Source organism: Actinophytocola sp., from assembly GCF_036378875.1.
Taxonomy (GTDB): domain Bacteria; phylum Actinomycetota; class Actinomycetes; order Mycobacteriales; family Pseudonocardiaceae; genus Actinophytocola.
Genome location: NZ_DASUVO010000052.1, coordinates 81,564 through 102,760 on the forward strand (window position 1 = coordinate 81,564; position 21,197 = coordinate 102,760).

20 protein-coding genes are annotated in these 21,197 nt (G+C 70.4%); 8 read left to right on the plus strand and 12 right to left on the minus strand.

The genetic code is table 11. The annotated features are described in order from the left end of the window. Window positions 1-18: 18 nt before the first annotated feature. The 7 genes from mnmA to VF106_RS15420 form a co-directional block, all read right to left on the minus strand. Window positions 19-1,110, minus strand: coding sequence for a tRNA 2-thiouridine(34) synthase MnmA (mnmA, locus tag VF106_RS15390; RefSeq protein ID WP_330840376.1), 1,092 nt, complete (start codon window positions 1,108-1,110; stop codon window positions 19-21). 124 nt (window positions 1,111-1,234) lie between these two features. Further along, window positions 1,235-2,467: a cysteine desulfurase family protein gene (locus tag VF106_RS15395; protein ID WP_330840377.1), complete on the minus strand. Its 1,233-nt coding sequence runs from the start codon at window positions 2,465-2,467 to the stop codon at window positions 1,235-1,237. Between the two features lie 36 nt (window positions 2,468-2,503). Continuing rightward, window positions 2,504-3,868, minus strand: coding sequence for an MFS transporter (locus VF106_RS15400; RefSeq protein WP_330840378.1), 1,365 nt, complete (start codon window positions 3,866-3,868; stop codon window positions 2,504-2,506). A gap of 4 nt (window positions 3,869-3,872) precedes the next feature. Further along, the gene (locus tag VF106_RS15405) at window positions 3,873-4,721 is read right to left on the minus strand and encodes a lysophospholipid acyltransferase family protein (RefSeq protein WP_330840380.1); all 849 of its coding nucleotides are present in this window, start codon (window positions 4,719-4,721) and stop codon (window positions 3,873-3,875) included. Beyond that, on the minus strand, window positions 4,718-5,485 hold the full coding sequence (locus VF106_RS15410) for a GNAT family N-acetyltransferase (protein WP_330840381.1): 768 nt from the start codon (window positions 5,483-5,485) through the stop codon (window positions 4,718-4,720). The genes VF106_RS15405 and VF106_RS15410 overlap by 4 nt, the downstream gene beginning before the upstream one ends. Before the next feature lie 183 nt (window positions 5,486-5,668). Beyond that, complete coding sequence (locus VF106_RS15415; RefSeq protein ID WP_330840382.1) at window positions 5,669-6,625, minus strand: electron transfer flavoprotein subunit alpha/FixB family protein; 957 nt, start codon at window positions 6,623-6,625, stop codon at window positions 5,669-5,671. Window positions 6,626-6,638: 13 nt separating this feature from the next. Next, window positions 6,639-7,418 (minus strand): electron transfer flavoprotein subunit beta/FixA family protein, encoded by a 780-nt coding sequence (locus VF106_RS15420; RefSeq protein ID WP_330840383.1) that lies wholly within the window; start codon window positions 7,416-7,418, stop codon window positions 6,639-6,641. 251 nt (window positions 7,419-7,669) lie between these two features. Here VF106_RS15420 and VF106_RS15425 point away from each other — a divergent pair, with 251 nt between their 5' ends. Genes VF106_RS15425 through VF106_RS15440 form a run of 4 tightly spaced genes read left to right on the plus strand, consistent with a single transcriptional unit; the run spans window position 7,670 to window position 12,009 of the window. After that, window positions 7,670-8,458, plus strand: a complete 789-nt coding sequence (locus VF106_RS15425; protein WP_414638972.1) for a DegV family protein — start codon at window positions 7,670-7,672, stop codon at window positions 8,456-8,458. A 31-nt stretch (window positions 8,459-8,489) separates the two neighbouring features. Then, window positions 8,490-9,248, plus strand: coding sequence for a class I SAM-dependent methyltransferase (locus tag VF106_RS15430; RefSeq protein WP_330840385.1), 759 nt, complete (start codon window positions 8,490-8,492; stop codon window positions 9,246-9,248). Further along, window positions 9,245-10,762: a 1,4-alpha-glucan branching protein domain-containing protein gene (locus tag VF106_RS15435; RefSeq protein WP_330840386.1), complete on the plus strand. Its 1,518-nt coding sequence runs from the start codon at window positions 9,245-9,247 to the stop codon at window positions 10,760-10,762. The genes VF106_RS15430 and VF106_RS15435 overlap by 4 nt, the downstream gene beginning before the upstream one ends. Then, the gene (locus tag VF106_RS15440; protein ID WP_330840387.1) at window positions 10,762-12,009 is read left to right on the plus strand and encodes a glycosyltransferase family 4 protein; all 1,248 of its coding nucleotides are present in this window, start codon (window positions 10,762-10,764) and stop codon (window positions 12,007-12,009) included. The genes VF106_RS15435 and VF106_RS15440 overlap by 1 nt, the downstream gene beginning before the upstream one ends. A 220-nt stretch (window positions 12,010-12,229) precedes the next feature. Here the strand turns inward: VF106_RS15440 and VF106_RS15445 are convergent, their stop codons facing one another. Continuing rightward, window positions 12,230-13,174: a nucleoside hydrolase gene (locus tag VF106_RS15445; protein ID WP_330840388.1), complete on the minus strand. Its 945-nt coding sequence runs from the start codon at window positions 13,172-13,174 to the stop codon at window positions 12,230-12,232. Window positions 13,175-13,277: 103 nt separating this feature from the next. On the opposite strand from VF106_RS15445, the gene VF106_RS15450 reads away from it, so the two are divergent. Further along, window positions 13,278-14,036: an acyltransferase gene (locus VF106_RS15450; RefSeq protein ID WP_330840389.1), complete on the plus strand. Its 759-nt coding sequence runs from the start codon at window positions 13,278-13,280 to the stop codon at window positions 14,034-14,036. A 27-nt stretch (window positions 14,037-14,063) separates the two neighbouring features. Here VF106_RS15450 and VF106_RS15455 read toward each other — a convergent pair whose 3' ends face one another. From VF106_RS15455 to VF106_RS15470, 4 genes are read right to left on the minus strand one after another with little or no spacing between them, the layout of a single operon-like run. After that, window positions 14,064-15,212, minus strand: a complete 1,149-nt coding sequence (locus VF106_RS15455; protein ID WP_330840463.1) for a THUMP-like domain-containing protein — start codon at window positions 15,210-15,212, stop codon at window positions 14,064-14,066. Then, on the minus strand, window positions 15,209-16,165 hold the full coding sequence (locus VF106_RS15460; protein ID WP_330840390.1) for a class I SAM-dependent methyltransferase: 957 nt from the start codon (window positions 16,163-16,165) through the stop codon (window positions 15,209-15,211). The genes VF106_RS15455 and VF106_RS15460 overlap by 4 nt, the downstream gene beginning before the upstream one ends. Next, window positions 16,155-16,934: an enoyl-CoA hydratase/isomerase family protein gene (locus VF106_RS15465; RefSeq protein ID WP_330840391.1), complete on the minus strand. Its 780-nt coding sequence runs from the start codon at window positions 16,932-16,934 to the stop codon at window positions 16,155-16,157. Before VF106_RS15465 ends, VF106_RS15460 begins: the two co-directional genes overlap by 11 nt. A 33-nt stretch (window positions 16,935-16,967) precedes the next feature. Continuing rightward, on the minus strand, window positions 16,968-17,741 hold the full coding sequence (locus tag VF106_RS15470) for an ABC transporter ATP-binding protein (protein WP_330840464.1): 774 nt from the start codon (window positions 17,739-17,741) through the stop codon (window positions 16,968-16,970). A 124-nt stretch (window positions 17,742-17,865) separates the two neighbouring features. Here VF106_RS15470 and glgX point away from each other — a divergent pair, with 124 nt between their 5' ends. From glgX to VF106_RS15485, 3 genes are all read left to right on the plus strand, one after another. Beyond that, window positions 17,866-19,980, plus strand: coding sequence for a glycogen debranching protein GlgX (gene glgX, locus VF106_RS15475; protein ID WP_330840392.1), 2,115 nt, complete (start codon window positions 17,866-17,868; stop codon window positions 19,978-19,980). Window positions 19,981-20,146: 166 nt separating this feature from the next. Then, window positions 20,147-20,689, plus strand: a complete 543-nt coding sequence (locus VF106_RS15480; RefSeq protein WP_330840393.1) for a cysteine dioxygenase — start codon at window positions 20,147-20,149, stop codon at window positions 20,687-20,689. A 73-nt stretch (window positions 20,690-20,762) separates the two neighbouring features. After that, complete coding sequence (locus tag VF106_RS15485) at window positions 20,763-21,155, plus strand: rhodanese-like domain-containing protein (RefSeq protein WP_330840394.1); 393 nt, start codon at window positions 20,763-20,765, stop codon at window positions 21,153-21,155. Window positions 21,156-21,197 lie beyond the last annotated feature (42 nt).

The window sequence follows — 21,197 nt, forward strand, 5'->3', positions numbered from 1 at the left end:
GCAGCGATGGAACCCGGTTCAGCTACCTGTCGACACGATGGTGGCGCTCCCGAGCACCACATCACCGTCCGGGTCCTCGCGGTAGAGCACAACGGCCTGTCCTGGTGCCACGCCGCGCAGCTCGTCGTCGAGGCGGACCATCAGCTGTCCGTCCACAGTGGACGCAACAGCCGGTGCGGTGCCGCCGTGGGCACGGACCTGCGCCACGCAGCGCACACCGTCGGCAGGCGCGGCGCCAGAAGGCCAGGTCGGCGCGGCACCCACGATCTCGCGTACGGCCAGCCTCTCCGCACTGCCCACCCGCACGTTTCCGCTCACCGGCTCCAGTGACAGCACGTAGCGTGGGCGGCCGTCGGCGGCCGGAACCCGCAGGCCAAGCCCGTGTCGCTGCCCGACCGTGAAGCCGTGCACGCCCGCGTGGGCACCGAGCACGGCGCCCGTCTCGGCGTCGACGAGCGCACCAGGGCGCTCACCGAGGTGCTTGGTGAGGAATCCCCGCGTGTCACCGTCGGGGATGAAGCAGATGTCGTGACTGTCCGGTTTGTCGGCCACGGCCAGACCACGCTCGGTCGCCTCGGCACGCACCGCGGACTTCACCGAACCGCCGAGCGGGAACATGGCGTGCCGCAGCTGGTCCTCGCGCAGCGACGCCAGCACGTACGACTGGTCCTTGCCGTCGTCGGCGCTGCGCCGCAGCTCCGGCCGTCCATCCACAAGAGACAATCGGGCGTAGTGCCCGGTGGCCACGGCGTCGAAGCCGAGCGCGACGGCCTTGTCGAGCAACGCCGCGAACTTGATGCGCTCGTTGCACTTCAGGCACGGGTTGGGGGTGCGGCCCGCGGCGTACTCGGCGACGAAGTCGTCGACCACGTCCTCGGTGAACCGCTCCGCGAAGTCCCAGACGTAGAAGGGGATGCCGAGGATGTCGGCGACGCGGCGGGCGTCGTGCGCGTCCTCGACCGTGCAGCAGCCACGGGCGCCGGTGCGCAGCGTGCCCGGCTTGGCCGAGAGCGCGAGATGCACGCCGGTAACGTCGTGACCAGCGTCGACCGCCCGTGCCGCGGCCACGGCGGAGTCGACGCCACCGGACATGGCGGCCAAAACCCTCACAGTTCCGCCTCCCCGGAATTAACCCTGTTGGTCACCTTGGGCAGCGAGCGTTCGGCTCGGTCACGTACTTGTGGCTGGCTTGCGTCACGTTCCCCTGAGGTGACGGTTCCGGAGGTTGGGTGTCTCACGAAATTTCCACCTTCGCTGCCCTACGCATGTTCACCAGGCCGGCCCTGCGCGCGCGTTCGACGACAGGCCCGATGGCCTCGGCCAGCGCCCGCACGTCCGCGTCGGTCGACGTGTGGCCGAGTGAGAACCGCAGCGAGCTGCGTGCCTGGTCCGGCTCGACGTCCATGGCCAGCAGCACGTGGCTCGGCTGCGCCACCCCGGCCGTGCACGCGGAACCCGTCGAGCACTCGATGCCCTTCGCGTCCAGCAGCATCAGCAGGCTGTCGCCCGCGCAGCCGGGGAACGTGAAGTGCGCGTTGCCGGGCAGGCGCGACGGCCCGCCGTCCATATCGGACTGACCGGGATCGCCGTTCAGCACGGCGTTCGGCACGACCTCCGTGACCACCGCCACCAGCTCGTCCCGCAGCGCCGCGACCCGCTCGGCCTCGGTTGGCTGCGCGGCGACGGCCTCACGGACCGCGGCCGCCAGGGCCACGATCGCCGCCACGTCGAGCGTGCCGGACCGGACCTCGCGTTCCTGCCCGCCGCCGTGCAGGACCGGCGTGCAGGCGACGTCGCGGCCGAGCAGCAACGCGCCGGCGCCGAACGGGCCGCCGAGCTTGTGTCCGGTCAGGGTGAGCGCGGACGCCCGCGAGGCGGCGAAGTCGACCGGCAGCGTGCCGACCGCCTGGACGGCGTCGGTGTGGAACGGGATGCCCTGCTCGGCACACGTCGTGGCGAGCTCGCGGATCGGGTTGACCGTGCCGACCTCGTTGTTCGCCCACATCACGCTGACCATCGCGACGCTCGCCGGGTCCTCCGCGATCGCGGCCCGCAGCGTGTCGTCGTGCACCCGGCCGAACGCGTCGACCTCGAGCAACGTCAGCTCGGCTCCCTCGTGCTCCACCAGCCACTCGGCGGCGTCCAGCACCGCGTGGTGCTCGACGCTCGACACCAGCAAACGCTTGCGGGCCGGGTCAGCGGCTCGCCGCGCCCAGTAGATGCCCTTGACGGCGAGGTTGTCGCTCTCGGTGCCACCGGCGGTGAAAATCACCTCGGACGGTCTCGCGCCGAGCGCGGCGGCGATGGCCTCGCGTGCCTCCTCGACCCGGCGACGGGCGCGCCGGCCCGAGGTGTGCAGCGACGACGCGTTGCCGCGAGCGGCCCGCGCGTCGGTCAGCATCGCGGTCATCGCCGCTGCCGATTCCGGCAGCATCGGTGTCGTGGCCGCGTGGTCGAGGTACGTCATCAAAAGACAAGAGTAGTCCGGTCAGGTGATTTTCGGTCACGTGGCTTGCGATGACCCCCTGTACACCAGCGCGCCGAACAACGCCAGGCCTGCCAGCAGCAGGTTCAGCGGCACGATCGCGGCCGACGGCGCGGCGGCGGACGCCAACGTGGCCAGCATCACTCCCCCGAGCCCGACCGAGAGCGCCGCGAAGGTCATGTCGTTGACCTGGAGCGCCGAGGAGACGAACCCTCGGTCCCGTGGTGTGGCGTAGTCCAGGCCGAGCAGGTTGGTCGACGGGTACGACAGGCCCATTGCGGCGCCGGCGACCAGCCACAACGGCATGGTCAGCCACGCGAGCCCCCAGTCGGCGCCGACGAGCGCCATGCCGGCGAGCGCGGCGGACAGCGTGACCAGTCCCACCCTGATGAGCCGGACGCGGTCGATGTCCGGGTGGCGGCCCTGCCAGTGCGAGGCGGCCGCCCAGCCGCACGCACCGACGGTCAGCGGCACCCCCGCCATGGCCGGTGAGAACCCGTGCACCGCGGTGAGCGTGAGCGGCATGAACGCCTCGACGCCGAAGAACGCGCCGGCGAACACCCCACGCATCAACACGGTCGCCGGCAGACCGGGCCGGGCGGTGAACGTGCCGCGCGGCATGAGGATCCGCATCGCGGGCACCAGCGCGGCGACTCCCGCGAGCCCGAGCCAGAGGTTGAGGAACGACGGGTGCTGCGCGGCCCAGGTGAGCGCGGAGATGCCGAACGCCGTGGCGACGGCCGCCAGCGGGAGCCCTCGGCGCGTGCTCGACGCCGGTTCGGCCGGCGGCAGGTTCCGGATGACGGGCACCAGGAGCAGCACACCGAGCACCGCGAACGGCGCGATGCCGAGGAACACCCAACGCCAGCCGACGTGCTCGGTGATGAGCCCCGCCGCGGTCGGTCCGACGAGCGACGGCACCACCCACGCTGCGGCGAGCAACCCGAACACGACCGGTCTGGCGCGGTGCGGGTAGATGAGCGCGACGAGCACGTAGACCGCCACACCCTGCGTGCCGAGCCCGAGCCCCTGCAGGACACGCCCGGCGATCACCGTGGCCATGTTCCCGGCCACACCGGAGGTGATCAGCCCGACGAGGAACAACGCGGGCCCGACAACGGCGGCGGGACCGGGCCCGAGGCGGTCACAGAACCGTCCGGAGAGGACAGTGGCCATCACGCTGGCCGCGAGGAACGCCGTGAACGGCCAGGCGTAGAGCGCCTCGCCCCCCAGTTCGGCCACCATCGTCGGCATCGCCGTGCTGACCCCGAGGTGTTCGAACGCGGCAATGGTGATCAGCATCAGCAGGCCGACCGTGGTCGCCCGGTACTCACCGGACCAGACCGACGGCGCCTTCTCCTCTTGGGCGGTTTCGAGAATCACCCAGTCATCGTGCAACCTCTACCGCGCTGGAGGTCCAGTGCTTTTCCGCTGGCACGAGCACTTCGTCGACGGCCCGCTCGGCGAGTGCCGCCAGCGCACGGCGATCGGCCGCACGTCCCGGCGCGATCTCGTTCCGCACGTGCACCTCGAGCACGAGCCCGCGGAGGCGCGCGGTCCGGCGGACGGAGTCGATGATCGTCTCGTCACCGATGAAGGCCGGCGCGGTGGTGCGGCCACCGTTCTTCGTGCGGAACCGCAGCGCCACCGGCAGAACGGGCACGCCACCGTCGATCGCGGCCTGGAACAGCGCGGGCCGGAAACGCCCGTGGGTGAGTCCGCACCAGGTGGTGCCTTCTGGCGTGACGTTGACCATCGAGCCGGTGCGCAGGGTGTCGGCGAGCGCGGCGACCGTGCCGGGAAGGGACCTGATGTTCTCCCGGTCGACATAGACCGACCGCGCGGCCGACACGAGCCACCCGAGCACCGGCCACGACGCGATGTCCTTCTTGGCCACCGCCCGCATGGGCCGCACCGCGTTGACCGCGACGATGTCCAGCCAGGACATGTGGTTGTTGACGACGAGCATGCCGCGCCCGGGTCCCGGAATCGCGCCGTGAGCGACCAGCTTCACACCCATCGCGAGCAACACGCCCCGGAAGATGGCTCTGGTGAGCCAGTTCCGGCCCCGGCGCCCGGCGAGGGGAAGGAAGACAACGCACAGCAGGCTGAGCAGCACGACCGCCACGAGCGCGGCCATCCGCAGCGCCGCCCTGAGCCACCCGACGGTCGGCTCCTGCCCGGTGATGCACCCCGGCCCGCACGGAGAACTGGGCCACCAGGCGTGCTTCGTCATTGCTGGCCCAAGAAGTAGTTGAGGTAGCGCCGGTCGACCCGGTCCAGTCCCAACAGGACGAACAGGTCGGCGACCCCGAAGTCGGCGTCGATGGCCGGCGGCCCGCACACCCAGGCGCCGAGCCGGAGATATCCCTTGAGCAGAGCGGGAATCACGGTCCGCCGAGGCACGTCGACGCTCGTGGTGTCCCACGGCCGCAAGGGCCGCACCCGGTACTCCTCGGGCGCGTAGTGCTTGCGCCGCACGGTGTCCCACACTCCCGCGGCGAGACTTCCCCCGTCGTGCAGGGGAACCGAGGCACACCCGGCGAGCCACGAGTGCCCGGAGAGGAGCATGTACCGGGCGATCCCGGCCCAGACAAGGCTGACGACGGCGCCGGTCCGGTGGTCGGGGTGGACACACGAACGTCCGGTCTCCACCAGGCTCGCCTTCATCGCGGCGAGGTTGCGGAGGTCGAACTCGGTCTCGGAGTAGAGCATGCCGGCCTCGACCGCGCGTTCCGGTGGGAGCATGCGGTAGCAGCCGACGATGTCGCCGGAGACGTCCTCACGCACCACGAGGTGGTCGCAGTACGCGTCGAAGTCGTCGACGTCCAGGCCGGGTGTCGAGGTGTGGAGGGTGGCCCCCATCTCACCGGCGAAGACCTCATGACGGAGCCGTTGTGCGGCAAGGACTTCGTCGCCGTCGCGGGCGACGAGCAGCGAGTAGCGGGGCGGCGTGGCCCCTTCACCTGTTGTGCTGACGAGAAGCTGTGCCTGCGTCATGCCTCAGGTGTACGCGCCGACCGGCAACCAGCACGTGCCTGTTCCGATGACACGTGTATGGCTGCCCGGTGAACAATCCTGAGAACTCACTGAGAGAGCTGTGAACGCCGGCCGAAAGCGATGAAGGACGCCTTCCTCACGGCTGACGTGAGGAAGGCGTCCTTCATCGCACAACTCCAGCGGCTACTTGCGCTTCTGGATCTCCTCGGTGAGCTGCGGCGCGACCTTGAACAGGTCGCCGACCACGCCGTAGTCCGCGATCTCGAAGATCGGGGCCTCCGGGTCCTTGTTCACCGCCACGATCGTCTTGGACGTCTGCATGCCCGCGCGGTGCTGGATGGCGCCGGAGATACCGAGCGCGATGTACAGCTGCGGCGAAACGGTCTTGCCGGTCTGCCCCACCTGGAACTGCGCCGGGTAGTAGCCCGAGTCGACCGCCGCGCGGGACGCGCCAACGGCGGCACCGAGCACGTCGGCCAGCTTCTCCACGACCTCGAAGCTCTCCGCGCTGCCGACACCGCGGCCACCGGACACGACGACCGACGCCTCGGTCAGCTCCGGGCGGTCACCGCCGACGACCGGCTCGCGGCCGGTGATGCGGGCGGCCTTGGCCGTGTCGACGGCCGGGACCTCGACCGGGGTCTCGGCGGCGGCACCCTGTGCCGGCACGGCCTCCAGCCCGCCCGGGCGCACGGCGATCACCGGCACGCCCTGCGTGGACTTGGCCTTCACCACGAACGCGCCACCGAAGATGGACTTCGTGACCGTCCCCTCGGCGTCCACCTCGATCACGTCGCTCAGCAGGCCGCCACCGACGCGCAGCGCCAGCCGGCCCGAGATCTCCCTGCCGTCGGCGGTCGAGGCGACCAGCACGGCGGCCGGGGACACCGACCCGACGAGCGACTCCAGGACGTCGACCTGCGGGGTGACCAGGTAGTTCGCGGCGTCCTCCGACTCCGCGACGTACACCTTCTCCGCGCCGTACGCGCCAAGCTGCTCGATCAGCTTCGCCGCGGTGCCGGGGGCGCCGACGACGACGGCGGACGGCGACCCGAGAGCGCGGGCCGCGGTCAACAGCTCGAACGTAACCTTCTTGACCTCGCCGTCAGAGTGATCGACGAGGACGAGAACCTCAGCCATTGGTGAATCCTCCTCAGATCAGCTTCTGCGAGACCAGGTACTCGGCGGCCTTCACGCCACCGTCGCCCTCGTCCTCCACCCGCTGGCCGGCGGCACGAGGCGGCTTGGGCGCGGCCTCGACGACCGTGGACCACGCGGTGGCGAGCCCGACGTTCTCGACGCCGAGATCGCCGACGGACAGCGTCTCGACCGGCTTCTTCTTGGCGGCCATGATGCCCTTGAACGACGGGTACCGCGGCTCGTTGATCTTCTCGCCGACGCTGATGACGGCGGGCAGCGAGGCCTCGAGGTGCGTCAGCCCGTCGTCGGTCTCGCGGGTCACCTTCACGGTGGCGCCGTCGATCTCCACCTTGCGGGCGTGCGTGAGCTGCGGGTAGCCGAGGATCTCGGCGACGACCGCCGGCACCGCGCCACCCTGGCCGTCCGACGCCTCGTTGCCGGCGATGACGAGATCGACGTCACCCACGGTCTTGATGGCGGCGGCGAGCACGCGCGCGGTCTGGATCAGGTCGGAGCCGTGCAACGCGTCGTCGACGACGTGCACCGCCTTGTCGGCGCCCATGGACAGCGCCTTGCGGATCGCGTCGGTCGCCCGGTCGGGCCCGACGGTCAGCACCGTGACCTCGCCGTCGTGGGCTTCCTTGATCACGAGCGCCTCCTCGACGGCGCGCTCGTTGATCTCGTCGAGCACCGCGTCGGCCGACTCCCGGTCAAGCGTGTGGTCGGCCGCGGAGAGTTTCCGCTCCGAATAGGTGTCCGGCACTTGCTTGACCAGCACGACGATGTTAGGCATGGGTCTGCTCCGACCTCCTGGTTTTAAGCGGCGAGCGCAGAATACGACGAACACCCGCATCTGTCCGGTGTGCTCGATGTTACTCACCAGTAGCCCAAGGGCAATCCGACCGGCCCACGAGATGCCGTGACAGTGCACACACTGATCCAGTTACCGTTCGGGCACGCCCACATGGAGTCTTTGGTTAGCCTCTTTGCATGCAGGGCCGTGTTGGGTTGGTTACTGACTCCACCTCGAGCATCCCCGCGGCGATGGCTGCCCAGTGGGGGGTCACGGTGGTGCCCACGAAGATCAAGATCGGCCAGCACATCGCCGCGGAGCCGAACGTGCCGATGGATTACCTGGTCAGGGCGCTCGAGGGGGACATGGACGTGTCCACGGCCCCGCCGGATCCGGCGGGGTTCCAGTGGGCCTACAAGCAGGCGGCCGCGGTCGGGGCCGACGAGGTGGTGTCCGTGCACATCTCGGGCAAGCAGTCCGAGACGTGCGAGATCGCGCGGAAGGCGGCCGTCCACAGCCCGGTCCCGGTGCACGTCATCGACTCCGGCACCACGGGCATGAGCCTGGGGTTCGCGGTGCTGGCCGCCGCCAGGGTCGCCGGCGCCGGTGGCGGGCCCCGGCGGGTGATGGACGCGCTCACCCGCCGGCTCGAGGGCAGTGTCGAGCTGATCTACGTGGACACGCTGGAGTTCCTGCGCAAAGGCGGCCGCATCGGCGCGGCGGCGGCGCTCCTCGGCAGCGCGTTGTCGCTGAAGCCGCTGCTCACCATGAAGGACGGCCAGGTGACGCCGCTGGAACGGGTGCTGGGCACCGAGCGGGCCCTGCGCAGGCTCGTCGACCAGGCGGTCCGCAGGGCGAGCGGCAGGAAGGTCGACATCGCGATCGAGCACTTCGGTGCCCCCGAGCGGGCCGACAAGCTGGCCTCGCGGCTGCGGTCCCGGGTGTCCGACGTCCGGGACATCACGTTCACCGAGGTCAGCTCCACGATCGGCGTGCACTTGGGACCGGGAGCGGTAGGGATCACGGTCTCGCCAACCTGAGTTCTTCCTACTATGCAGTAGCCTCGCGCGAATGGAGACCGAGCCGGCAGTGTCGCAGCTCCCGTTGACCGGGGAGCGCACCGTGCCCGGAATCGCCGAGGAGAACTACTGGTTCCGCCGCCACGAAGCGGCCTATCTCGCGCTGCGGTCGTACTGCGTGGACGCTTTCGTGCTCGAGACCGGCTGCGGTGAGGGCTACGGCGCCGACCTCCTCGCCCAGGACGCGGTCGGCGTGCTCGGGCTCGACTACGACGCGCTGACGCTGCGGCACGTCGCGCGGACCTACCCTCGGGTCTCCCCGGCGAGGGCCAACCTCGCGGCGTTGCCGGTCCGTACGTCCATGGTGGACGTCGTGGTGAACTTCCAGGTGATCGAGCATCTCTGGGACCAGGAAGGCTTTCTGCGCGAGTGCCTGCGCGTGCTGCGACCGGGCAGCCGCCTGCTCGTCACCACCCCGAACCGGATCACCTTCTCCCCCGGCCGCGACACGCCGCTGAACCCGTTCCACACCAGGGAACTCGCCCCTACCGAGCTGGCCACCCTGTTGCGGGACACCGGTTTCGAGGTCGAGTACCTCGCCGGGTTACGTCACGGCCCACGGCTGTGCGCGCTGGACACCGAGTTCGGCGGCTCGCTCATCGACGCGCAGGTGGCAGTCGCGCTGTCCGGCGCGCCGTGGCCGGCCGAACTGCGCGACGCGGTGACGTCGGTGACCGCGGCGGACTTCACCATCACGACGCGCGACCTGGAGTCCAGCCTGGACATTGTCGCGGTGGCGGTGAGCCCGTGAGCGAACTTGCGAGCGAACCATCCGCACCGAGTGAAGGCTCGTTCGCTCTTGTGTTGCACAGCCACCTCCCCTGGCTCCCCCACCACGGCACATGGCCGGTCGGCGAGGAATGGCTCTACCAGGCGTGGGCGCAGTCCTACCTGCCGATGATCGAGCTGCTGGAGCGGCTCGCCGCCGAGGGGCGGCGGGACGTGCTGACGCTCGGCGTGACGCCCGTGCTGGCCGCGCAGCTCGACGACCCGTACGCGTTGCGGGCCTGCCACGACTGGCTCGGCACCTGGCAGCTGCGGGCGCAGTTCGCGGCCACCCGCTGGCGGGAACCACTGCTGTCCGACCTCGCGGCGGCGGAGTTCCGCGCGGCCGGCAAGGCCATCGAGACGTTCGAGTCCCGCTGGCGGCACGGGTTCTCCCCGCTGCTGCGGCCGCTGGTCGACAATGGCGTGATCGAGTTGCTCGGCGGGCCGCTGACGCACCCTTTTCAACCTTTGCTGCAGCCGGCCGTGCGTGGCTTCGCGCTGCGGGCCGGGCTCGACGACGCCGGGCTGCGTTTCGGCCGGGTGCCCGCCGGGATCTGGGCGCCGGAGTGTGGTTACGCGCCGGGCATGGAGCACGACTACGCGGCGGCCGGGGTGCGGCGTTTCATGGTCGACGGACCGGCGCTGCACGGCGACACGCATGCCGCTCGTCCGGTGGGCGACACGGACGTGATGTGCTTCGGCCGCGATCTGGAGGTCACCTATCGGGTGTGGTCGCCGAAGGCCGGCTACCCCGGTGACCCCGCGTACCGCGACTTCCACACGTTCGACCACCCGAGCGGGCTGAAACCGTCGCGGGTCACCGGAAAACACGTGCCACCGCACGAGAAGCGGCCGTACGACCCGGCGCTGGCCGCCGCGGCGGTGACCCGGCACGCCGAGGACTTCGTGTCCACTGTGGTGTCGCGGCTGCGGTCCTTACGGGCCCGCCACGGGAAGCCAGGCCTTGTCGTGGCGGCGTACGACACCGAACTGTTCGGACACTGGTGGCACGAGGGCCCCGCGTGGTTGTCGGCGGTGCTGCGGGCGCTGCCGGCCGCCGGGGTGCGGGTGACGACGTTGCGGGGCGCGCTCGAGGCGGGGCACGTCGGTCCGCCGGTGTCGCTGCCCGCGTCGTCGTGGGGCTCCGGCAAGGACTGGCGGGTGTGGGACGGCGAGCAGGTGGCGGACCTCGTGTCGGCGGGCGCCGCGCTGCAGTCCGAGCTGCTGGCGGTCCCCGGCGTGCCGTGGCGGGACCCGGTGCGGGACCAGCTGGTGCGGGAGGCGTTGCTGACGCTGTCCAGCGACTGGGCGTTCATGGTGACGAAGGACTCGGCGGCCGACTACGCGCTGCGCCGCGCGAAGGTGCACGGCGATCGGTTCGCCGAGCTGGCCGGCATGCTGCGGGCCGGCAACCCGTCGCGGTTCGCGCGCGCGGAGGCGTTGCGTGCCGAGGACGGCCTGTTCGGGCGACTTGACGCACGGGGGTTGTTGGTCTGATGCGGGTGCTGATGTTGTCGTGGGAGTACCCACCGGTGGTGGTCGGCGGTCTCGGCCGGCACGTACACGCGCTCGCGACGCACCTGACGACGCTGGGGCACGAGGTCGTGGTGCTGTGCCGGCACGACGCCGGGACCGACGCGCTGACCCACCCGACGACCGACACCGTGCACGAGGGCGTGCGGGTGATCCGGGTCGCCGAGGACCCGACACACCTGACGTTCGAGAAGGACCTCGTGGCGTGGACGCTCGCCATGGGGCACGGGATGATCCGCGCCGGCCTCGACGTGCTGGCCGGCTGGCGCCCGGACGTGGTGCACGCCCACGACTGGCTGGTGACGCACCCGGCGATCGCGCTGGCCGACCACCTGTCGGTGCCGCTGGTCGCGACCGTGCACGCCACGGAGGCCGGCCGGCACAGCGGGTGGCTGTCGCAGCCGCTGAACCAGCAGATCCACTCGGTGGAGTGGTGGCTGGCCAACCGCGCGGACGCGCTGATCACCTGCTCGGCCGCGATGCGTGCCGAGGTGGCGCACCTGTTCGAGGTGTCGTCGATCTCGGTGATACACAACGGGATCTCCCCCCGCGGCTGGCGCCCGTCACCCGCGACCGTACGTGCGGCCCGGGCCCGGCACTCGCCGGACGGGGCGCCGGTGGTGGTGTTCTTCGGGCGGCTGGAGTGGGAGAAGGGCGTCCACGACCTGCTGGCCGCGCTGCCGAAGGTGCGGCGTGCGTTCCCCGGGACGCGCCTGGTGGTGGCCGGGCAGGGCCGGCAGGCGGCGGCACTGGTCGAGCAAGCCAAGAAGCTGCGGGTGCGCCGGTCGGTGGACTTCGCGGGTCACCTGTCCGACCGGGCACTGGTGGCCCTGCTCGCGGCGGCCGACGTGGTCGTGCTGCCGTCGCGCTACGAACCGTTCGGCATCGTGGCACTGGAGGCGGCCGCGGCCGGCGCGCCGCTGGTGGCCTCGACGGCCGGCGGCCTGGCGGAACTGGTGGTGGACGGCGAAACCGGCCTGTCCGTGACCCCGGGCGAGGTGGACGAGATCGCCGGTGCGGTCCGCGCGGTGCTGGCCGACCCGGCGGGCGCCGCCCGCCGGGCCCGAGCCGCGAAAGCCCGCCTTGGCACGGAGTTCGACTGGCAACAGATCGCCGAACAAACAGCGGCGATCTACCGCACGACCACGGTCCGTCCACAGGAACCACTGGGCCGCCCCAAAATAGCCACAGGCAACGCCTTCACCGTCTAACCGAGCGTGGCCTCCGGCCCCCGGTTCCACGCTACGGCACAGCACCGACAAAATCCGCGCCGCCGCGGACCCGCCTGTAGACAACCGCGTGTCCAACGCTCCAGACCCGCGAGTCCAACGTTCACGACACGCGAGTTCGACAATGAGAGCGCGCTCCGATTGTCGAACTCACCGGTCCAGAATGTTGGACACGCGGGTCTGTGCGGTTGGACTCGCGGGGTCAGGTGCTCAGGCGGGTTTGTAGGAACTGGCGCACCTCGTCCAGGTCCGCTGTGAGGGCCACGTCGATCTCTCGGGGTGTGTCCTGCATGCGGACCTCCACCGCGCGGCGGTCGCCGATCGTCATGCCGCGGGCCGGGCCCTGGCCACAGTCCACCTCGACGGGCATCGCGGTCGTGTGCAGCAGGCCCGGCCTGATGGCCTCGGCGACCGCGACCGCGTCGTGGATCACGAGCCCGTCGCGGCCGAGGGCGCTGCGGTAGTGCGTCCGGTACGTGGCGGTCAGCCCCACGAGCGCGGCGGCACGCGGGCCGCTCGCCGCCAGCTGGTCCAGCCATGCGCCGTCGACCGAGCACTGCATGGTCATGTCCATCGGCACCAGCGTCGTCGGCACCGACTCCTCCACCAGCACCCGCCGCGCGGCCTCAGGGTCGCTCCAGATGTTGAACTCGGCGGCCGCGGTCATGTTGCCGCCGGACAGGCCGCCACCCATGATCACCAGCCGCTCGATCTTGCTCTGCACGGACGGGTGTGCGGCGAGCAGCAGCGCGATGTTCGTGAGCGGGCCGATGGGCGCGATCGTCACCGGCTCCGGTGACTCGTCCAGCAGTCGCACCATCAGCGACACCGCGTCGGTGCCGGCCACGCCCGTCCTGCGTTCCGGCAGCGAGCCGGACAGGCCGGACAGCCCGTCCTCGCCGTGTACGTGCCGTGACCGGTGCGCGTGCGGGTGCACGAGCGGCCGGTCGGCGCCCGCCGCAACCGGCACGTCCTCCCGCCCGTACAGCGCGAGCAACCGCAACGCGTTCCGCGTGGTGTGGGCGAGCCCGACGTTGCCGAACACCGTCGTCACCCCGATCAGCTCCACCTCGGGGCTCGCGCATGCCAGCGCGATGGCGAACGCGTCGTCGATACCGGGGTCCGTGTCGATGATCAGCCGTGTCACTTGTCAGACCGTATCGTGAAGAACCGCCTGTCGAACCACACGGTGACGACTACCGCGGCCACCCTGTGGGCGAGGAACGCGCTGTCGGATACCGTCAACTGCCATGACATCGATGTGGGGTTCGCCGGTGGCGGACCGGGTCCGGGACTGGCGCAGGTCCCGCCGCGATCCGAACCAGGCACGCTTCCTGACCCTCGACTCGTTGCGCTGGGTGATCCGCAACCGGGCGTGGTCGCCCTGGTACCTGGTGCGGTACTGGCGTCTGCTCAAGTTCCGGCTCGCCAACCCGCACATCGTGCTGCGCGGCATGGTGTTCCTCGGCAAGGACCTGGACGTCCACTGTCGCCCCGGCTACGGCCGCATGGAGATCGGCCGCTGGGTCCACATCGGCGACGGCAACGCGATCCGGTGCCACGAGGGCTCGCTGCGCATCGGGGACAAGGCCGTGTTCGGCCGGCAGAACGTGATCAACTGCTATCTGGACATCGAGCTGGGCGAGGCCGCGCTCGTCGCCGACTGGGTGTACATCTGCGACTTCGACCACGTCACGTCCGACATCAACATGCCGATCAAGGACCAGGGCATCGTGAAGGCCCCGGTCCGCATCGGACCGGACACGTGGATGTGCACGAAGGTCACGGTGACCAAGGGCAGCAGGATCGGCCGAGGCGCCGTGGTCGGCGCACACGCGGTCGTGAAGGGCGACATCCCGGACTACGCCGTGGCGGCGGGCATCCCGGCCAAGGTGGTCCGAGACCGCAAGGCGACCTACGACGCCGAGGCCGAGCGCCGGGCCGCCATCGCGGACATGTCCCGCAAGGCCACCGCCGCACTGAAGAAGACCTTGGAGACTCGCAACTGACAGCCAGCTGAAAAGCGTGGCCTGCCGCTATGTCGAGGTGCAGAGGTAGGCCGTCGGGGTTCTTCCCACTCTCGTCAGCACGACGGTCGCGGACTCGGGGCCTGACAGTTTCAGCCTGGGGCGCAACGTGTTCGGGTCGACGTCCAGGCCACGCACCAGGATCTCCAACCGGCCGACGCCACGACGGCGAAGCGTCTGCCGCAGCGACTTCTCCGAGTAGTGGCCGCCTTCCAGCACCCGGAACGCACGCACGCCTTCCGGCCTGCGGTCACCCGTCAGGTACGCGATGCGCTCGTCCAGCTGGCCGAAGCCGAGCTTGGCCGCGTACTGGCGGACCAGACCCGCCCGCACCACCGCGCCATCCGGGTCCACGAGCCACTCACCCACCTCGCGGACCGGACAGTCGTCGGGATCGTCCGATGTGACCGTCCACGATGGACCATTCGACCTCAGCACGGTGGCGCGGCGGGCCGGTCCGGCGAAGGCACCCGTCCACAGGCACGCCTCCCGCACCTGTCCGTCCAGCGACACCAGCTCCACCTCGCCCTGCCACGGCAGTTCCGCGAAGTCCATGCCCGGCGCGCACTTCACCGCCAGGTCTCGGTTTCGATAAGCGGAAGCCAGCGCGTCGAGCGGGGGCACGAAGTCTTCTCCGTGCCAGCGGCGGCGGCCCGCGGCGTCCCGGCGTGCGGGGTCCACGAAGATCGCCGTGGCCCTGGTGACCGGGCGTAGCGCGTCGGCCCGCACGACCGGCACACCCGTGTTGTGCACGGCCATCGCCAGCCTGACCTCGTCGAGGTCCGAGCCGACGCAACGGTTCGCCACCGCCGCCAGCGCGGCCAGGTCCACCCCTACCGAGCACGTCACGTCGTGCACGTCGCGGCCCGCGAAGCGGTGGGCGCGATGTCGCGCCACTGGCATCGGGGTCGCCTGCTGCAGCGCGGTGTCCGTGAACAGCCAGCGGTCCGGTTGATCCACTTTGGACACCGCGCGGCGGCGCAGCAGCACGGTTTCCAGCACCGGGCCGGCTCGCTCACCGACCAGGCGGCGCGCGGCGGCCACATCGGACAGATAGCTCGCGGACGTCAGCGGCAGTTCGTCGACCGTCGCCACGGCGTCAGCCCCGGCCGACGAGCGGAGGAACCGCACGTCGGCCGGGGTGAACTGGTAGGTCAGGGCTTGGTCCCGGTGATCAGCACGTTGTAGAAGAGGTCACGCGGCGCGACCTTCTGGAGCACGTTCTCGTCCAGCCACGACAGCCGCAGCCACGCCTTGTACGCGAACAGGCGCCAGCCGAGCGTCAGCTTCTCCTGCGGCACCGCGGCCTCGAACGTCCGCACCGGCCAGCCGAACAACGCCGCCGCCAGTTCCTCGGTGTGTGCGTGGACGTTCGCGGCACCGGCCTCGCGGGCGACGCGCTCCAGGTCGGTGGGGTCGAACGTGTGGAGGTCGACGATGGCCTCCAGCGCGGCGGCCCGCGACGACTCGTCCAGTTCGGACTGCGGCCGCCGCCACGCGGACAGCGCCGGCAGCTTCGTGACGTTGGTCGTCAGCCACCACGTCAGTTGACCGAGCTTGCGCGCGTACGTGTCGCCGATCTTGGTCGGCTCACCGGCGAACACGAACCGCCCACCCGGCTTGAGCACCCGCAGCACCTCGCGGAACGCGGCCGGCACGTCCGGGATGTGGTGCAGCACGGCGTGCCCGATGACGAGGTCGAAACTGTCGTCGTCGTACGGGATCCGCTCGGCGTCGGCCACCCGGCCGTCCACGTCCAGGCCCAGGTTCTCCGCGTTGCGCAGCGCGACCTGCACCATGCCGGGTGACAGGTCGGTGACCGAACCCTTCTTGATCACGCCGCCCTGCATGAGGTTCAGCAGGAAGAAGCCGGTGCCACTGCCCAACTCCATGGCGTGTTCGAAAGGCCAGTCCTCGTCACCGGCAACGGCACGGAAACGGCCGGTGGCGTAGTCGATGCAGCGCTCGTCGTAGGAGATCGACCACTTCTCGTCGTAGGTGTCGGCCTCCCAGTCGTGGTACAGCACGTTCGCGAGCTTCGGGTCGGAACGCGCGGCCTCCACTTCGGCCTCTGTGGCGTGCGGGTTCGGTGCCGGGTCGTTACTTGCCACTGAAGGTCGCCTTTCCCGGCCCGTTCTCGATGAACGACCGCATGCCCGTCTTCTGGTCCTCGGTGGCGAACAGCGCCGCGAACACGTTGCTCTCCAGCCGCAGCCCGCTGTTCAGGTCGCCGTCCAGACCGCCGTCGATGGCGGTCTTGGCCGCGGCGAGCGCGACCGCGGCGGCCCCGCTGAACTGCGCCGCCCACTTCTGCGCCGCCTCGTACACCCCGTCCGCCGGCACGACCTCGTCGACGAGTCCGATGTGGAGCGCCTCGTTCGCGTCGACGAACCGTCCGGTGTAGACGATGTCCTTCGCCTTGCTGGGACCGACGAGCCGCGGCAGCCGCTGGGTGCCGCCCGCGCCAGGGATGATGCCGAGCAGGATCTCCGGCTGGCCGACCTTCGCGTTGTCGCCCGCGATCCGCCGATCACAGCACAGGGCCAGCTCCAGCCCGCCGCCGAGCGCGTAGCCGGTGACGGCCGCGACGGTCGGCTTCGGGATGTCGGCTACCGCCGTGAACGACGACGACAGCTCGCGCGCCCGCGCGGACATGTCCGTGTAGGACATGTCGGCCATCTCCTTGATGTCCGCGCCGGCCGCGAAGTGCTTCTCGCCGCCGTAGACGATCACCGCGCGGACGTCGTCACGCCGGCTCGCCTCCTGGGCGGCGGCGCGGATCTCCTCCTGCACCTGCCGGTTGAGCGCGTTCAGCGGCGGCCGGTCCAACCGGATGGTGCCGACGCCACTGTCGACCTCGAGCCTGACGAACTCACCCACTCGGGAGCCTCCCTACTGTTCAGTAGCCACAACCTAGTCGGAGTTGCGGCGGCGTGCGAAGTAGCGGTCGCCGAGCTGGTCCAGCTCCAGGTCCTGACCGAACGTGGCCGACAGGTTCTCGCTGGTCAGCACGTCCTCGATGAGGCCCTGCGCGACGACGGCGCCGTCGGCGACCAGCATCAGGTGCGTGAAGCCCGGCGGGATCTCCTCGACGTGGTGCGTGACCAGGATCGTCGCGGGCGCGTCCGGGTCGTAGGCCAGCTCGGACAGCCGGGCGACCAGGTCCTCCCGGCCGCCCAGGTCCAGCCCGGCGGCTGGCTCGTCGAGCAGCAGCATCTCCGGGTCGGTCATCAGCGCCCGCGCGATGATCGTCCGCTTGCGCTCACCCTCGGACAGGGTGCCGAACTCACGCTCGGTGAGATGCCCGATGCCGAAGCTCTTGCACAGCTCCTGCGCTCGGCCGGTGTCCAGCTGGTCGTAGTCCTCGCGCCAGCGGCCGAGCACGGCGTAGCCGGCGCTCACCACGACGTCGATGACCTTCTCCTGCGGCGGCACGCGGGTGATCACCGCGGCGGAGCAGAAGCCGATCCGTGGCCGCAGCTCGAACACGTCGACCCGGCCCAGCTTCTCGCCGAGGACGTGCACCTCGCCGGTCGTGGGATGCAGCTCGGCGGCCGCGAGCCTGAGCAGGGTCGTCTTACCGGCCCCGTTGGCACCGAGGATGACCCAGCGTTCGTCGAGCTCGACGCTCCAGTTCACCTCCGAGAGCAGGGTGTTCTTCCCGCGCCGGACACCGACGCCGGACATGTGCACGACAAGGTCGTCAAGAGCTACTCCCGTCACGGTGCCCTATTCAACAGGAGGCCGGCTCCCGCGAGAATCACACCTGTCGGCTCTGATCAGGGGCGTGCCCCCAGGGCAAGATGGAGGAATGCTCGACGACCACGTGCTGCCAGGACACCCGTTCCCGTTGGGGGCGCATCCCGAAGCGGGTGGGGTCCGGTTCGCGGTCGCCTCCTCGGTCGCTGACGCGGTCGAGCTGTGCCTGATCAGCGAGGACGGCAGCGAGCGGCGCCTCGAGCTCACCGAGCACACGTTCGGCATCTGGCACGGTCAGGTCCCCGCCGTCACTCCTGGTCAACGCTATGGCTACCGCGTGCAGGGCCCCTACGACCCGTCCAGGGGGCTGTGGTGCAACCCGGCGAAGCTGCTGGTCGACCCGTACGCCCGGCGCATCACCGGCACGGTCGGTGACATCAAGACAACACTCGGCTACCACGGTGACCCGATGGCCGGTAAGCCGTCCATGGTCGACTCGCTCGGCCACGTGCCGCTGTCGGTCGTCACCTCACTCGGCGGCGTCGACACCGGCACCAAACCCGAGACACCGTTCGAGGAGACGGTGATCTACGAGCTGCACGTGCGCGGGTTCACCAAGCTCCACCCGGAGGTGCCGCCGCACCAGCGCGGCACGTACCTCGGGTTGGCCCACCCGGCGGTCATCGACTACCTGGTGCGGCTCGGCGTGACCGCGGTCGAGCTGCTGCCGGTGCACACGTTCGCCGACGAGCCGTCGCTGCGCAGGCGCGGCAAGCCCAACTACTGGGGCTACTCGACGCTCGGCTTCCACGCACCCCACGAGGCGTACGCGAGCGAGCCGGGGCAGGAGGTGGCCGAGTTCCGCACCATGGTGGCGGCACTGCACCGCGCCGGCATCGAGGTGATCCTCGACGTGGTGTTCAACCACACGTGCGAGGGCGGGGTGGACGGGCCGACGCTGTCGCTGCGCGGGTTCGACGCGCCCGCGTACTACCTGCACGACCGCCATGGGGCCACTGTGGACCTGACCGGGTGCGGCAACACGCTGAACCCCGGCTCCCGCAGCGTGGTGCGACTCGTCACGGACTCGTTGCGGTACTTCGCGAACGAGCTCGGCGTCGACGGGTTCCGGTTCGACCTCGCGAGCGCGCTGGGCCGGCCGAGGGGCGGCTGGTTCGACCAGGACTCCGCGCTGATGACGGCCATCATGGTCGACCCGTCGCTGGCGCGCTGCAAGTTGATCGCGGAGCCGTGGGACGCCACCGCGGACGGCTACCGGGTCGGCGGCTTCGCTCCACAGTGGACAGAATGGAACGACCGGTTCCGTGACGGGGTAAGGGACTTCTGGCGCGGCGCCACGAACGTGCGGGACCTCGCCTACCGGCTGTCCGGGTCGGAGGACCTGTACGCCGCCAACACGCGCCGGCCGTGGGCGTCGATCAACTTCATCACCGCGCACGACGGGTTCACGCTGCGGGACCTGGTGTCCTACAACGAGAAGCACAACGAGGAGAACGGCGAGGACGGCCGCGACGGCGCGGACTTCAACCGGTCGTGGAACTGCGGCGTCGAGGGTGAGACGTCCGACCCGACCGTGCTGGCGCTGCGTGACCGGCAGGCCCGCAACCTGCTGGCGACGCTCCTGCTGTCGACCGGCACGCCGATGCTCACCGCGGGCGACGAGCGGTGGCGTACCCAGGGCGGCAACAACAACCCGTACTGCCTGGACAACGAGGTCTCGTGGCTGTCGTGGACCCCGTCACCGCGGGCCGAGGACCTACTTGCCTTCGCCCGCAAGGTGATCGCGTTGCGTGCCGACTCGCCGGCGTTGCGGCAGCCGGCGTTCTTCGACGGCCGCCCCACGCGCTCCGGCACACCGGACCTCGTGTGGTTCTCCCCCGCCGGCGAGCCGATGGTCGACGACGACTGGTTCGACGACGGCCGCCGCACGCTCGGCATGTGGCTCGACGGGTCGACGAGCCTGTCCCGCGACCGCTCCGGCGAGCTGATCCCGGACGACAACTGGCTGGTGCTGCTGCACGCCGGTGACGAGCCGATCGAGATGGCGCTGCCCGGCGCCACCTTCGGCGACGAGTTCGTACCGGTCCTGGACACCGGGACGCCGCGTGGCGTGCCCGCCGACACCGAACCGCTCGAAGCCGGAAAGACGGTAACAGTGCCGGCAAGAACACTGCTGGTGTTCCGGACGCCGCGTACCACAGCTTGAGACGGGTGGCCGGGGCCGTGTCGCCCGTGCCACGATCCTGGGTGTGTTCCGGTCGCTGTTGAGCTGGCGTGACCGCACGGTGGACCTGTTGCTGGTCGCCTCGTGCGGCTGTACCGCCGCGTGACCTCGCTCGACACCTCATCGCGACCTCTTCCATGGAGCACTCATGTCCACGGCAATCGCACCCCTGTCCATCGACACGCTCGTCCGGTCCCGAGGCCCGCTCTGGACGCCCGCCGAGCTGCGTGACCTGGTCTCCGACATCGGCACGACGCACGGCTCCGCGCTGCTCGACCAGGTCCGGTTCGCCAGCCCGCAGCGATGGTGGGCGAGGCTCGCGCTGACCGAGGAGGTGGAGGTGTGGCTGCTGTCGTGGCTGCCAGGCCAGCACACGGCACCACACGACCACGGCGGCGCGTCCGGCGCGTTCTCGGTGGTACTGGGCACGCTGTCGGAGACCTACCGGTACCCGGGCGGCGACATCCAGCAACGCACACACAAACTCGGCTCGTCGATCGGCTTCGGCGCCGGCCGAGCCCACCAGGTGTGGAACACAAGCCGCGAGAAGACGGCGACCGTGCACGCCTACTCCCCGCCACTTGTCCCGACACGCGAGTACGACTCACTGTGGGACATCCCGGCGGTCATCCCTCCGCTGCCGCCCCGGCGCTCGCTGGAGGAACTGATGAAGGAGCCGGTGGAGCCGTGAGCGGAGCTTGCGGAGCGAACCATCAGACACAGGGCGACCGCGAGCGGCCGGTCGGAGCCTGCGAGGAGCGGTCGTGAGTGGCATTGATGACGTGCTGGCACGGGCACGCGCGCGCCTCACCCGGGTGTCCCCCGCGGAGCTGGCGTCCCTACCGGAGGACCACCTGCTGGTGGACATCCGCCCGTTGCACAACCGTGTGGCCGATGGCGAGATCCCGGACGCCGTCCCGATCGAGCGAATAGTCCTCGAGTGGCGCCTGGACCCGAACGGCACCCACCGCATCAAGGGCTTCACACAGGACACGACAGTGGTCGTCTTCTGCAACGAGGGCTACTCGTCAAGCCTGGCGGCCCGAGACCTACAGGACGTAGGCCTCCCGAACGCCACGGACCTGGCTGGCGGCTTCCGCGCCTACAAGGAAGCAGGCCTCCCAACAAACCCAGGCGGCACCCAAGCCATCACCTGACCGGGCATGTCCACCATGACGGGCGGACGTTCCCGGAGTGGA